At 67.1% G+C, this 14,056-nt stretch carries 10 protein-coding genes; 5 read left to right on the forward strand and 5 right to left on the reverse strand.

The features are described from left to right. Positions 1-3 precede the first annotated feature (3 nt). Positions 4-933, reverse strand: coding sequence for an aminoimidazole riboside kinase (locus tag C7H85_RS09540; protein ID WP_106729482.1), 930 nt, complete (start codon positions 931-933; stop codon positions 4-6). A gap of 463 nt (positions 934-1,396) precedes the next feature. Here C7H85_RS09540 and C7H85_RS09545 point away from each other — a divergent pair, with 463 nt between their 5' ends. Then, a complete protein-coding gene (locus C7H85_RS09545) occupies positions 1,397-3,382 on the forward strand; it encodes a methyl-accepting chemotaxis protein (RefSeq protein ID WP_106729483.1) in 1,986 nt (661 codons plus the stop codon). A 74-nt stretch (positions 3,383-3,456) separates the two neighbouring features. Here C7H85_RS09545 and C7H85_RS09550 read toward each other — a convergent pair whose 3' ends face one another. The 3 genes from C7H85_RS09550 to tamA all read right to left on the reverse strand — a co-directional run bounded on the left by C7H85_RS09550 (position 3,457) and on the right by tamA (position 10,798). Next, positions 3,457-5,274, reverse strand: a complete 1,818-nt coding sequence (locus C7H85_RS09550) for a PglL family O-oligosaccharyltransferase (protein ID WP_106729484.1) — start codon at positions 5,272-5,274, stop codon at positions 3,457-3,459. A gap of 128 nt (positions 5,275-5,402) precedes the next feature. After that, on the reverse strand, positions 5,403-9,086 hold the full coding sequence (gene tamB, locus C7H85_RS09555) for an autotransporter assembly complex protein TamB (protein ID WP_106729485.1): 3,684 nt from the start codon (positions 9,084-9,086) through the stop codon (positions 5,403-5,405). Next, entirely contained in the window at positions 9,083-10,798 is a 1,716-nt protein-coding gene (gene tamA / locus C7H85_RS09560) for an autotransporter assembly complex protein TamA (protein WP_106729486.1), read from the reverse strand. Before tamA ends, tamB begins: the two co-directional genes overlap by 4 nt. A 154-nt stretch (positions 10,799-10,952) precedes the next feature. Between tamA and mobB the strand changes: the two genes are divergently transcribed. Beyond that, entirely contained in the window at positions 10,953-11,498 is a 546-nt protein-coding gene (gene mobB, locus C7H85_RS09565; protein ID WP_106729487.1) for a molybdopterin-guanine dinucleotide biosynthesis protein B, read from the forward strand. Here the strand turns inward: mobB and C7H85_RS09570 are convergent. Further along, positions 11,449-12,015 (reverse strand): peptide-methionine (S)-S-oxide reductase, encoded by a 567-nt coding sequence (locus tag C7H85_RS09570; RefSeq protein WP_245879630.1) that lies wholly within the window; start codon positions 12,013-12,015, stop codon positions 11,449-11,451. The two genes, mobB and C7H85_RS09570, sit on opposite strands and share 50 nt — an antisense overlap. A 74-nt stretch (positions 12,016-12,089) precedes the next feature. Here C7H85_RS09570 and C7H85_RS09575 point away from each other — a divergent pair, with 74 nt between their 5' ends. The 3 genes from C7H85_RS09575 to C7H85_RS09585 are packed head-to-tail and all read left to right on the forward strand — an operon-like array spanning position 12,090 to position 13,901. Then, entirely contained in the window at positions 12,090-12,791 is a 702-nt protein-coding gene (locus C7H85_RS09575; RefSeq protein ID WP_106729488.1) for a DUF1499 domain-containing protein, read from the forward strand. Between the two features lie 22 nt (positions 12,792-12,813). Then, positions 12,814-13,146: a hypothetical protein gene (locus C7H85_RS09580; protein WP_210433614.1), complete on the forward strand. Its 333-nt coding sequence runs from the start codon at positions 12,814-12,816 to the stop codon at positions 13,144-13,146. Continuing rightward, entirely contained in the window at positions 13,143-13,901 is a 759-nt protein-coding gene (locus tag C7H85_RS09585; protein ID WP_106729489.1) for a sulfite exporter TauE/SafE family protein, read from the forward strand. The genes C7H85_RS09580 and C7H85_RS09585 overlap by 4 nt, the downstream gene beginning before the upstream one ends. The last annotated feature ends 155 nt before the right edge of the window (positions 13,902-14,056 follow it).

A 14,056-nucleotide genomic window follows, 5' to 3' on the forward strand; every position in this document is an offset into this window, starting at 1 on the left:
TGATCAGTTCTGTTGGTTGATAAAATCGTTCAATGCCGCGCCGTCGGGCAGGGCCGCCATGGCCCCCGGCTGCAGGCAGCACTGGGCGCCACAGGCCTGCGCCTGCCGCAACAGGCGGGACAACTGCGCCACCCCGGGTTCGGGGTTTTGCGCCAGCCCGGCCAGCAGCCCGGCCATGAAGGCGTCTCCCGCCCCGGTGGTATCCACGGCCCGCACGGCAAAGGCGCCCTGGTGCACCCGCTCGCCCTGCCGGGAGGCCAGCACGCCCGCCGAGCCCAGGGAAATCAGCATCAGCGGCCGCCGGTATTCGGCTTCCAGCACCGTCATCGCCAGGTGGGGATCCGCGTGGCCGGTAAGCAGCTCGGCTTCTTCCTGCGACAGCTTGAGCAGGTCCACCTCGGGAATGATGCGCTCCAGGGAGGCCTTGAGCGTGGCCCGGTCCGGCCAGCGGCTCAGCCGGATATTGGCGTCGAAGCTGACGAAGCCGCCGGCCTGGCGGATGCGGCGCACCGCCATCAGGGCGGTGCCCCGGGCCGGCTCCGCGGTCAGCGCCAGGGAGCACAGGTGCAGCCAGTCGCCGGTCCGGAACACCGGCAGATCGGCCGGCTCCAGCAGTTGATCCGCCGAGCTCCTGGCCAGAAAAAAGAAGCTGCGTTCACCGCCGTCGCCCAGGGTCACCAGGGTGGCGCTGGTGGGCAGGCGCGGGTCCCGGGCGGCATGGCGGGTGCAAACGCCTTCGGCGTTCAGGGCCGCGATAATGTCATCGCCGAACGGGTCCTGCCCCAGACGACCGACAAAGGCGGCCTCGCCCCCCAGCCGGCGCACACCCACCGCCACGTTGGCCGGCGCGCCGCCCACACAGGGCCGCAACTGTCCCGCCGCCGCCGGCAGCAAATCCATCACGCCATCACCCAGGCAATAAACAACAGGCATCGTTTTCTCCGTATCATTTCGTTGCCACGCACACTAGCTAAACCGATTTAGCTAAACAACAAAATTAAGCTGAAACGGTTCAGCTTTGTGATCCAGCTAAAAAAAGTGTGCCCAAATAGGCGCCAAACGAGCCATTTTATGACAAAAAAATTAAAGTTTTGGCTGAGCCGGGCCGATATGGTTAGCAGATGGGTGTAGACTCAAGTGAAACACAAATAAGGCACGGAGCTGATACCGCCGGCGCCATGGGGTGGAAGCTCAAACACCGGGGCACAAGGGCATGGGAAGATGTGTTGTCAGGCGGCCGGGAGAACCCTGGCTCCCGCCACCGGCACCTAAACGAGAGAAAACCCCAGGAAGGAAGCCCGATGAGTAACGCCCCCCTCCTTGCCATACCGTGCTACCGCCCCGGCCTAAGCTTGAGCCACCCTCTTTCTGCCCCCAGCCTGTTAAGGATACCCCCATGAATGCCTTAGGTTTTATCGTCGATATGAGTGTACGTAAGAAGCTGATCTTCGGCTTCGCTGTGGTGCTGTTCATTTCCCTGATCAGCGCCTGGCTCAGTTACGGGCGGATGCAGAATATCCAGCACCTGATCGACCGCCTGGTGCAGGTTGCCGAGATAGAAACCCTGGTGTTCGAAGCCCGGCGGAGCGAAAAAGACTACCAGCTGCGCCACGACGAGCAATATATCGAGCGTGCGCTGGAGATGACCCACCAGGCCGCCGAGCTGAGCGAGGCAACCCGCAAAATACTGCAGTATCCCGACATCGCCGCCCAGGTGGATACCCTGCACCAGGCGCTCGGTGGCTACCAAGGCGCCCTGGCCGACCTGCGCCGGCACCAGCAGGCCGCGACTGACGCCCAGCAGCAGCTGGAAATCAGCGCCCGCCAGGCCATGGAGCGGTTCGAGGAGCTGGAGTTCAGGCTGAGCAGCGAAGCCATCCGTCAGCTCAGGAGCATCGGCGAGACCAACGGCCTGCGGATGCTGGACGTGGCCGGCCAGGCCAATGTGCTGAGCAAGGCAGTGCTCATCGTGCGCCAGGCGGAAAAGAACTACGTCAGCAGCCGCAATCCGCTCTACGCCGACGAGGTGTTCAAACAACTGCAGGATCTGGCCACCAAGGCCAATGTGCTCAAGAACAACTACCAGGGCCGCAACCTGAGCCAACGCCTCGACGCCGAGGCGGCCACCGCCCTGGTCGACGGTGCCCTGGCCGAGCTGGGCCGATACCGGCAGAACTTCGAGCAGTTGCAGCAGGGCTATGAGCAGTTGCTCGGCACCGAAGCCGTGATGGTCGACCATGCCCGCCAGGCCCTCTCCGCTTCGGGCAAGGCGACCGGGCTGCAGGTCGGCATACTGCAGCAGAACGGCGATGAGGCCCGGCTGATCATGCTGGTGTCCACCGGCGTGGCCTTCGCCGCCGGCATCCTTATCGCCCTGCTGATCACCCGCAGCATAGTGGCGCCACTGCACCAGGTGGTGGCGCTGTCCCGCACCATCGCCGCCGGCGACCTGTCCCGCAACATCCGCAGCGATCGCCGGGATGAGCTGGGCCAGCTGATGCAGGCCATGCAGCACATGACCGAAAACCTGCGCGACCTGCTCACCCGGCTGACCTCCGGCATCGAGCAGCTGGCCACCGCCACCGAGGAGATGTCCGCCGTCACCGAGCAGACCAGCGCCGGCGTCACCCAGCAGAAGATGGACACCGAGCAGGTGGCCACCGCCATGAACCAGATGACCGCTACCGTGCTGGAGGTGGCCCGCAGCGCCGAGGCCGCCGCCGGCTCCGCTCAGGAAGCGGACGGCCAGGCCCGGCAAGGGACCCTGGTGGTACAGCAGGCGATCGGCCGCATCGAAAGCCTGGCCCAGGCTATCGAAGCGTCGGCTTCCGCCATCGAGCGGCTGAAACAGGACAGCGGCAATATCAACACAGTACTGGACGTGATCAAGGGCATCGCCGAACAGACCAACCTGCTGGCGCTCAATGCGGCCATTGAAGCGGCCCGGGCCGGCGATGCCGGGCGGGGCTTCGCGGTGGTGGCAGACGAAGTGCGGGCCCTGGCCAGGCGCACCCAGGAGTCCACGGTTGAAATTGAAGGCCTGATTAGCACCCTTCAAAACGGAGCCGAAGGAGCGGTGAGCACCATGGACTCCAGCCGTCAGTTGGCCGACAGCACCGTGGCGGCGGCTCGCCAGGCCGGCGTTTCCCTGGACGAGATCAACGGTTCGGTGTCTACCATCCAGCAGATGAGCCAGCAGATCGCCACCGCCGCCGAAGAGCAGACCTCGGTGGCGGAAGAGATCAACCGCAGCGTGTCCAATATCCGCGACGTGGCCGAACAGTCCGCCGCCGCTACCGAGGAAACCGCCGCCACCAGCGTCAGCCTGGCCCGCCTCGGCGACGAGTTGCAGGAGCAGATCGCCCGCTTCAAGCTGGCCTGACGGGCGGGAAGCTGGAAGCCGAGTCTACCCACTGCTCGGTCTGCTTCCAGCTTCATGCATCAAGCTTCAAGCTTTCAGTAAGCCCCGCCGATGGCCGGGCGCAGGTTATCGTACAGCGGAACCAGGTTGTTCAGCTCGGCCGGCGGCAGCGCCGGCGGCAGTCGTTGCAGCCGTGCCCGGGCCCGCTCGATGCTGGCCGGGCGCAACAGCTGCACATTGGGGTACAGCCGGCGGGCCTCGGCCAGCCACTGCTCGGCGCGTTCCGGCTCGTCCGCGGCCCAGAGCGCCAGGCTGGCGTTGTAGTAGATGCCGGCCCGGGGCGTGTGCTCGAGAAAGCGCCGGGCCCAGCCCGCATAGTCCAGCAACTGGGCCCGGTCGCCGGCCAGCAGCGCCGCCTTCAACTGCCAGTGATGGCGATAGAAGGCCACCCGGTCGTACCAGATCAGCGGATTGATCACCGCCGCCAGTTCGGCCGGCGTCCGCGCTTCCTGCTGGGCATAGCGGGTCAGCTGCTGGCCGGCGTAGAGGCCGGTCGCCATAAACAGCATCAGCCCGAGGCCCCAGGCCCGCACCAGCCAGCGGCTCCAGCCCGGCGGCGGCGCCAGCAGCCGGCGCTGGCCGTATTCCGCATCGATCACATAGATCAGTACCAGCACCATGAACCAGTGCGGCAGCGAGTGATAGAACGGAAACTCGGTCTGGCTGTGGATAAAGATAGGGGTCAGTATGCCGACCCAGGCCAGCGCCTGGGCGAAAGGCACCCGGTGCAGCAACCGCAGCACCAAGAGGCTTATCAGCACCAGTCCCAGCAGCGGCACCACCCCGCCCTCGATGGCCCACAGCAGAAATTCGTTGTGCGGGTGCCCCATCTCGGTAAACAGCGCCTCGGCGCCCGGGGTCTGCTCCCGCCACAGGGCATAGGTGCGGTAGAAGGCGGACTCGAAGCTGCCGTAGCCGTGGCCGAACCAGGGCTGGTCCAGCCACATGCGCAGGCCGTGGGCGTAGATCTCGAACCGGCCGTCCGCCTGGGTGTAGATCGCCAGGCTGCGCTTGCTCATCTCGAACACCTCCAGCCCGAACACCCCGCCCACCACCCCCAGCGGGATCAGCGCCAGGCTGGCCAGCAGCCGCTTGGAGCGGGTCTTGATCAGGGTCTGCCACACCAGGGGCTGCAGCAGCAGCAGCCCCAGCAGCAGCCCCAGCTGGCCGGCCCGGGATTGCAGCAGCACCACCAGCATGGCCCCGGCCCCCAGCACGGCGGCAAACCACACCGACTTGAGCAGGAAGGGCCGCCAGGGGGACTTGGCCTCGTTCAGCCACAGATACACCGCCAGCACCATGCCGGTGGCGATAAAGCTCGCCATCACGTTGCGGTGCTGGAAAATGCCGTAGGGTGAACGCACCTCGGTGTTGTAGCCGAACCGGTTGCCCGGCTCGAGCAGGAAGAACTGGGCCAGCCCCAGCAGGAGTTCGACGCTCACCGCCAGCAGCAGGCAATAGAGCAGGTAACGCCGGCCCCGGCCGTTGAAGCGACACTGCTGCAGCGCCAGGTAGAACAGCAGGCCGCCCACCAGCCCCAGCATCCGCGGCAGGGCGTGGCCGGCCACCGAATTGTTGTGGAAATAGAAGAAGGGCAGCCACAACAGGCCGCCGGCCGCCACCACCCCCAGCCAGAAGCGGCTGGTGAGCAGGCGGCGGCGATGCCAGTGCCACAGGCCGATGGTGGTCATCAGGCCGATGAAAAACCAGCCCGCCACGTTGAAAGGCAGTTGCAGACCGATGCCGAACAGGTGGGGGAGATAGAGATGCATGCCCAGCAAGGCATAGACGACGACACAGGCCAGCATCACTTTGGCCAGGCGCTCCTGCTGCAGCAATTGCAAAGACATCATGATAGGGCGGAAACTCGCGGGCCGGGGACCATCAACAAGCCCCTACTTTAACAGCTTGGAGCCGAAAGCTGGAAGCCGGGAACCGGAAGTCGGAAGATTTCCGTCGCTTCCGGCTTCCGCTTCCTCGGCTAGAACTCGAACTTGTAGAACAGATCGATCGCCTGGCTCAGGCCACTGGTCGCCTGCAGGTAGAGCCTGGGCAGCAACTCGTAGCGCAGCCGCAGCTCGCCGATGGACGAAAACACCCCGACCCCGTAACCGATCTGCAGGCCCGGCAGCACATAGGCGCTGATGTTCACCTCGGTGCTGTCGCCGGAGCCGGCGGTGTCCACCGACACGTCCTGGAAGCCGAGCGCCTCGCCCACCCCGGTGACGATGCCGCCGACCCGGCCCACCCCGGCGCCGATCAGCATGGACTGTACCAGGGCGTTGCCGTCGCTTTCGCCGCCGTCCAGGCCCCGCCCGCGCAGCAGCCAGGACAACTGCTCCACCTGCGGCATGCCCGGCTCCGAGAACACCGTCAGCTCGGGCTGGGCGGCGCTGCCCGAGACCCGCACCCCGACGGTGATGCTGCTGTCGGACATGGAGGAGGGATTGCGGATCGCCTCCACCGCCAGGTTGGGCTGATCCAGCGGGCCGCTGAACAGTATGCTGCCCTCACGGATCAGCAGGTTCTGGCCGTAGGCGCGGAAGTTGCCGTCCACCAGCCGGATCTCGCCGTTGCCGCGCATCACCCGGCCCGGCTGTTGCACGATACGCATGCCCCCTTCCAGCCGGGTCTTGAGGCCGAAGGCCGACAGCCGCACGTCTTCCGCCAGCCGCACCTGCACCCGGATATCCAGCGGCAGCGCCGGCCCGGTTTCCGGCACAATGCCGGAGGGGTCGACGATCACCACGTCGGCGGACTTGGACACCGCGCTTTCAGGCAGCTCCTTGACTTCGATCCGCGCCCAGGGAATGACGATGTCGCCGCGCACCCGGGCCTGTTCGCCCAGGGTGATCTGCAGATCCGGGCTGATCCGCACCCGGCCCATGCCTGGATAACCCGCTTCCAGCTCGCTGCCCTGCAGGCGGATTTCCCCGCTTACCGGCAGCGCGCTCCAGTCCAGTTCGCCGCTGATGTTGAGCGGCCCGTCCCCCACCCGCAAGCGGCCATCGAGGGTGGCATTGGTGCCGCGAACCGCCAGCCGGGTGCTGAAATCGCGCACCTGTACCATGTCCGAGTAGGTATCCACCTCGCCGCCGGTCAGGCTGATGTCGCCGAACAGCAGGGGCGCGTCCAGGGTGCCTTCGAGCCGGGCCTGGCCGGCCAGGGTGCCCTGCAGCCGGGCCACCTCCGGCAGCAGCGGCGCCAGCCAGTCGAGCCGGAGCTCGGTAATGGCCAGGTTGCCGCCGAGCGCGCGCCGCCCGTCCAGCTCCGCCACATCGGCGTTCAGCTGTAGCCGGCCCAGCACCCGGGAGTCGAACGCCAGCGACGACTGCAACTGGTTGCCGGCCATCTCGGCGTCGAGCACCAGGGTCTGGTAGTCGAGCCGGGTGTCGCCGCTGACGAAGGTACCCGGCGTGGTGCTGATGCGGGCGTTGAGCCGCGGCGCGTCCCCCTGCCAGCTCAGCTCCACCCGGCCGCCGAGAACAGCCTCCCAGGCGAAGTCTTCCGGCAGGAAGGGCGCCAGCCGGGCCAGGTCGAGGGTGCGGATGTCGATCCCGGCCTGGCCCTGATCGGCCCCGGCCACCAGGGGATCGAAACACAGCGCGGCCCCGTTCGAGCTCCAGCAGTGGGCGCTGGCCCGCAGCCGCTGCTCGCGCCAGGACAGGGCCACCGCCTGCTGCAGGGCCCAGCGCTCCAGTGGGGTATCCAGGGCCGCCTCGCTCAGGCGGCCCTCCCAGCCCTGCTCGTTCAGGCTGCCGTTAAGCTGCAGCCGTGCCGCCAGCGGATCGCCCTGCACCTCGACGCTCAGCCGGTGGGCGGCCTCGTTGCCGGCGGCGTTCAGCCGCAGATCGTTGAACTCGAGCCCGCCGCTCTGCAGGCGGGCGACCGTCAGCCGCAGGTCGCCGGCCATGGCCTCGCCCAGGGTGGCCTCGGCCTCCAGGGCGAGGCCGTTGGCCTGGGTACCGTTGATGCCGGCGCGCCCGCCGCGCAGACTGGCCCGGATCTCGGGCGCCGCCAGTTCCCCCGCAACCCGGACGGTGCCGGCGAGGTCGCCGAACAGCCCGGGGGCGTACACCGCCAGGTCGGGCGCCTGCAGCTCGCCCTCCAGCTGCCAGCGCTCGGTGATCCGGCCGTTGACCGCCAGCCGGTTATCGCCGTTGTTGAGCACCAATTCGCGGATGGTGCCCTGCAGATCCTGGTTGAGTTCCACCTCGCCCCGCAGCAGCAGCGGGTACTGCCGCAGCCGGCCGTTGATGTCCGGCTCGACTTCAAGCCGCCATTGCTCCCCGCGCAGCGAGAAGCGGCTGTCGAGCTCGCCGTTCAGCCGTCCGTCCAGCCCGGCCACGAAGGCGCCGGGATCCAGCTCGTCCAGGGTCAGCACACCTTGCCAGTCGATGCCCTCGGCCCAGCCCAGGCGCCCCTCCAGCCGCGCCTCGCCCTGAGGCAACGCCAGCGCCAGCGGGGCCAGCCGGGCCTGTTGCAGGTCGCCCTCGGCTTCCAGCCGGATGGCGAAGGGCGGCAGCTCGGGGCCACTGGCCTCGCTGCTCAGTTGCAGCCGGTAATCGTCCAGTTCGCCCCGCAGCGTCAGCTCGCCCTGCTCCAGCCGCCACCGGGGCTCGACCAGCGGCCAGCCGAGCCGCTGCCAGTCCAGCGCCAGTTCGAACGGCAGCCGGGGATCGAGCGGCCGGGCCGACAACTCGGCGCTGGCGTTGACCGGCCCGGCCAGGGTGAGCCTGGCCTCCAGCGCCGCCAGGTTCTGTTGCAAGGTCAGGCCCAGGGTCTGGCCCGCCAGCTGGCCGTTCAGCAGCGGCTCGTGCAGGGTCGCCTCCAGCACCAGATCGAGCGGGTAGTCGCCGCTCAGGGTGAGCCGGCCGGCGAGCCGGGCGTCCAGCAGCTCGTGTTTCAGCTCAATGTCGTGCAGCCGCAGTTCGCTGTCCTCGCCCTCCAACGCCAGCTGCAGCAACGACAGCTCCCGGCTCACCCCGTCCTGTATCAGGCGGCTGTCGCTCAGCCGGAATTCCTGCAGGGTGATGGGGAACGGCAGTATCACCTCCGGCAGGCTGAACGGCCCGGCCGGGGTCGCCGGGCCGGCGTCGGCCGGGGCCGCCGCGTCTTCCGCCGGCAGCAGGGTGATGGTCAGTCCGGCCATCCGCGGCCCGGTGATCACCATGCCGTCGTCGTCCCAGTGGGCCGCCACCAGCAGGCTCTGCCAGGCAATGGTCTGCCCGGGCAGCTCGATGCGCACCCGGTCGGCGCGGATCTCGTCCAGGTCGATGCGCAGCGGCGGGGTCAGCCCGGTAAGCGGATCCGCCGGCTCCTGGTCGCCCCCTTCGGGCAAGGATTTGATGCTGATCTCGATATCGGCGGCGTCCAGCCGCCGCAGCAGGAAACGCCGGTCGAGCAGGGTACCGAGCTGCCAGTCGATGGTCAGATCCCGGGCGCTGAAGGCCAGCGAGTCCTGCTGGTAGCCGAGCTCGGCAAAACGCCAGCCGGTGCCCAGCTGGCCGGCCACCAGGGTGCCGCTCAGGCCGGGCACCTGCTGCTTGGCCAACTGCCACAGCCACTGGTTGCCGGTATGGGTGAACAGCAGGCCGGCCAGCAATACCAGCAGCATGAGCACGGTGGCCAGCAGGCCGAGGACGGTCGTTTTGATGCGGCTCATAATTCAGGCCCCAGGGTGAAGTGCAGGCGCCAGGGAACCTGGTCTTCCGACACCCCGAACGCCAGGTCGAAGCGCACCGAGCCCACCGGGGTCAGCCAGCGCACCCCCACTCCGGTGCCCACTTTCCAGGGTTCGCTGTAGTCGTTGGTGGCGGTGCCGGTATCCACGAAGGTCGCCAGCCGCCACTTCTCCGCCACCCGGTAGTCGTATTCCAGGCTCAGGGCGGTGGCGTATTTGGCCCCCAGCCGGTCGCCGTTGGCGTCGACCGGGGTGATCGACTCGTAGCCGAAGCCGCGCACCGTGAGGTCGCCACCGGTGAAGAAACGCAGCGACGGCGGCAGATCGTTCACCTCGTCCACCCACACCGCGCCCTGCTCGGCCCGGGCGATCAGCCGGTGATCGTCGGACAGGGAGCGCAGCCACTTGCTGCGGCCCCACAGCCGCACGAAGCGGGTGTCCGAGCCCCACCAGGGCTCGGACAGCTCCAGGGTGGCGATCTGGGCATCGCCCCAGTAGGGATCCAGCCCGCCGCGCACCCGGGTGCGGCTGTAGGACACCCCGGGGATCAGCAGGAAGCTGTCGTCCTCCTGCTGGCCCTGGGTATAGGATTCGTATTCGGAGCGGATGAACACGTCCCGGGTCCAGTCATAGGCGTTCTTGTCCCAGCGGTGTACCGAGGCCACCAGCCGGTCACTCTCGGTGTCGTCCTGATCCAGCCGCTGGTAGCCGCCCTGCAGGGTGTAGTAGTTGTCGAGCGGATGGCCGCGGGGGATCTTGTAGACGAAGGTGATGTCCTGCTTGGGGGCCGACAGCTTGAGGCTGGTGTTGAAGCTGTGGCCCAGGCTGTTGATCCAGGGCTTCTCCCAGCTCACCGAAGTGCGTGGGCCCTCGTCGGTGGAAAAACCGACCCCCAGCTCGACCTCGTTGTCGGCCTTGGCCCGCAGCACCACCGACAGCGGCACCCGGTGCTCCTCGTCCGCCTCGCCCACCAGCGGCAGCACCTCCACCTGGCGGAAGTAGCGGGTGGACGACAGCGAGCGGCTCAGCTCGGCCACCTGGCTGGCCAGGTAGGGATCGCCGGGCTGCACCGTCACCAGCGGATTGAGCAGCCGGTCCACCGGCCGGTCGGTGTCGACCCTCAGTTCGCCGAACCGGAAGCGCGGGCCGGAGTCGAACGACAGCACCACATCGGCGGCGTTTTCCCAGGGGTGAACCCGTACCTGGCTCTGCCGGTAGCCGGCGTCGAAATAGCCGCGGGCCAGGGCCAGGCTGAGCAGGCTGGCCTTGGCGCCTTCATAGGTTTCATGATTGAGGATGTCGCCCTCGTCGAGGGCAAAGTCGCCGAGCCGCTCTTCGAACAGCGGATCCGAGGCTGCGTCGCCCTGCAACAGCACGTCCAGCTTGCGGATCCGCACCGGCTCGCCGGGGGTCACCCGGATGGTCACCCGCGCCGGATCGTCGTCGTCCGCCTGCACCTCGATCTCCGGCCGGTAGTAGCCCAGCGCCTGCAGGCTGTCCTCCACCGCCGCCACGATGCTCTTGCGAAAGCGCGGCAGCTGCTCGGCCTGGATCGGCGGCAGCTGGTTCAGGTAGACCCGGGTATTGTCCTCGAGTGCCCCGCTCAAGCCGGACAGCCGGAAGCTGACTTCCTCCGCGCTCGCCGCCAGGCTCAGCAGCATCAGGCCCATTATCCCCCACACACCTTTGCTCATAGCGCAACCCGTTCACTCTGTGTTTCATCGGACAGTTTCTGCCGGAAGCTGATGATTTTCGGTCCACCGCCGATTTTATTGATCTTGTTGTTCGGCCCGGCGGGCCGGCCGTGGCACACTGGCGGCCCGTTATCGTCCCTCGGAGGCCGTCCATATGCCCCCCACCGCTCGTCACTGCGCCCTGCTGGGTTTCGCCGGCTTCAGCGGCAGCGGCAAGACCACCCTGCTGCGCCAACTGGTGGCCTTGTTGCACCGGCGCCGCTTGCGCCTCGGTGTCATCAAGCACACCCACCACGACGTGGAGCAGGACTGTCCCGGCAAGGACAGCTACCAGCTGCGCCACGCCGGGGCCGCCCAGTGCCTGCTCGCCGGCCCCCGCCGCAGTATTCTCACCTATGAGAACACTAAAGCACAGGAGCCCGATTTAAACGAATCCCTTTCACGGCTCAGCCTGGATAAACTCGACCTGGTGCTGGTCGAGGGCTTTCGCGACGCCCCCATCCCCAAGCTGGAGGTGCACCGCCCCGACCACGGTAAACCCCTGCTGTGCCTGCATGACACCCATGTACTGGCGGTGGCCAGCGACGCCCGGCAACTGGCGGTGCCGGTTCCCCTGCTGGATCTGAACGACGCCGCCGCCATCGCGGACCTTATCGAACACTGGCTGGCGGCAGGCCGCCTGCGAGTTCGGCTGGATTGAGCCGCTCGCCCGCCGGGTAGCCGCAGGCCCGGCGATAGGCCGCATAGAGCAGCGGATGTTGGCGGGCATACTGCTGATGGCGCGGCAGGGCCAGGGTGAAGGCGCCCGCCGGCAGGATCCGCACCCTGACCTCCCGCCCGCTGGCCAGCGCCAGCCGGGACCGGCTCTGCTGCGCCCACTTTTGTTGCAGCGAGCTCTGCACATAGAGCGCCGGGCTGAACTCGCTGCCCCGGTCGCAAAACTGGCCGCCCTCGTCGAAGGCGTCGACCGCCGCCCAGTACAGGGTCAGCAGGTCGCCGTAACCCAGCCGGTTATCGTCGTAGTGGACCCGCACCACCTGGCGACGCTGGTGCTGGCTGCCGCTTTTCATCCAGCCCGCCTCGATCACCTGGATCCCCGGCCGGCCGGCGAACAGGGCATCCATCACCCAGAAACTGCCGCCGGCGAAGACCGCCTGTCCCGCCTGTGCCGGAAGAGCCAGCAGCAGCAAGTACATTCCCAGGGTTTTCAGATACACCCGTTTAGCTCCTTTACAACCGGGGGCCGCTTCCCCATAGTTTACTGGTTCTTATGCTAACCGATTGAAAGTCGATGGAAACATTTTTTGGCTCCCGATTGCTGCTGTGTTCACTGGCCGGCCTGCTGTTGCCGCTGGCCGGCGCGATAGGTACCCGATTGACACTCTGGCACTATACCACAGGGCTGCTGCTGGTGGGACTGGGCCTGGTGCTGGCGTTGCCGGTGCTGGCCCTGGCCCTCTGGCAGCAGCACTGGCCGGCCGCCGTGCCCGCCGCCCTGCTGTTGGCGGTGCTGACACCCTTTGTGTACAAGGGCGTACGCTATCCGGCCATTCACGACATCAGCACCGATACGGTCAACCCGCCGTCGCTGCTGGCAGCGGCCCGGCTGCGCGGAGATCGGGATCACCCCACCGGCTACGACGGCGAGGCCCTGGCGGCCAGGCAGCGGGCGGCCTGGCCGGCGCTGGCGCCGCTCCTGCTGCCCCATCCGCCGGCGCGGGTGCATGCCGCCACGCTGGCGCTGCTCGAACGTCGGGGCTGGCAACGGGTCGACAACGGCGATGATCGGCAGCTCGAGGCGGTAGCCACCAGCCTGCTGTTCGGCTTCAAAGACGATGTGGCCATCCGCCTCACCGCCACCGCCGGCGGCACCCGGGTCGACATGCGCTCCGCCTCCCGGGTCGGCAAGAGCGACCTGGGCGCCAACGCCCACCGCATCCGGACCTTTCTCGCCGATCTGGCGGCGGCCCTGAGCGCCCCTTCCGCCACCTGATGGCCAACCGCCGGGAGTCGAGATGCTGGATACCCGCGTGATCCCCCTGCCGCACCGGCCGCTGCCCCTGGTCGGCTTCATGCTGGGCATGTTGGCGCTGCCGGCCCTCTGGCAGCAACACTACCTGCTGGCCCTGGGGCTTATTCTGCTCAACCGCCTGAGCGACGACCTGGACAACCCGAAATATGGTCATAAGCCCTTGTATTATATGGCGGAGATTGACAGAGGGAACGGAGACCACCGGCATTTTCGTGCTATTCTGCCTGTTTGCGGAGCGGTTTGGCGCCCCCTGCCGGCTCACCGCAGTCAACCGCATCTGGCCCGGCTATCGCCCCCTGAAACGAGACTCGCATGACCGCAACCGAAGCCCTGTTGTTACTGGCGGCCGGTGTCCTGTCCGGCTTTATCAACGTGATGTCGGCCGGCGGCTCCATGCTGACCCTGCCGCTGCTGATGTTCATGGGGCTGGACAGCGCCACCGCCAACGGCAGCAACCGGGTGGGCATAGTGCTGCAGAACATTACCGCCATGGGCCAGTACCACAGCGCCGGCTTTCGCGATCTGCGCCTGGGGCTGAAACTGAGCCTGCCGGCGGTGGCCGGTGCCCTGCTCGGCGCCTGGATCGCCATCGGGCTGGATGAACGGCTGTTCCGCTGGATACTGATCCTGGTGATGGGTGGCTGTGCCGTGCTGATGCTGTTGCCCATGCCCCGGGGGCTACACACCCGGCCGCTGGATGAAGGCCACCTCGGCTACAGGGTCTACCTGGCGCTGGCACTGATCGGTCTTTACGGCGGCTTTATCCAGGTGGCGGTGGGCATACTGTTCATCACCCTGCTCTATCGGGTGCTGCATATCGATCTGGTGCAGGTGAACCGGCTCAAGGTGCTGATCGTGCTGGTCTACATGGTGCCGGCCCTGGCCATTTTCATCGCCGGCGGCAAGGTCGCCTGGGGCTATGGCCTGGTGCTGGCCCTGGGCAGCATGCTCGGCGCCTGGTTCGGGGCCCGGCTCAGCATCAGCCCCGGTGGGGTGAAGTGGATAAAATGGCTGACCCTGGTGATGATCGTCGCCATTATCGGCAAGCTGGGCTTTGATCTGTTGTATTGAGCCGAACAGCAAATTGCTGAGAACCTGTTTACGATCTCTGCGAAGCTTGTCTGTGATAATTCAGCAAAGAGGCAACAGGGCCACCTCCACCGACACGCTGCAAGCACATCCCTGTGGCGCTCGGCACATGCTGTCCCTGGCATGTGACGGTCGGT

Source organism: Zobellella endophytica (assembly GCF_003012775.1).
Classification (GTDB): domain Bacteria; phylum Pseudomonadota; class Gammaproteobacteria; order Enterobacterales; family Aeromonadaceae; genus Oceanimonas; species Oceanimonas endophytica.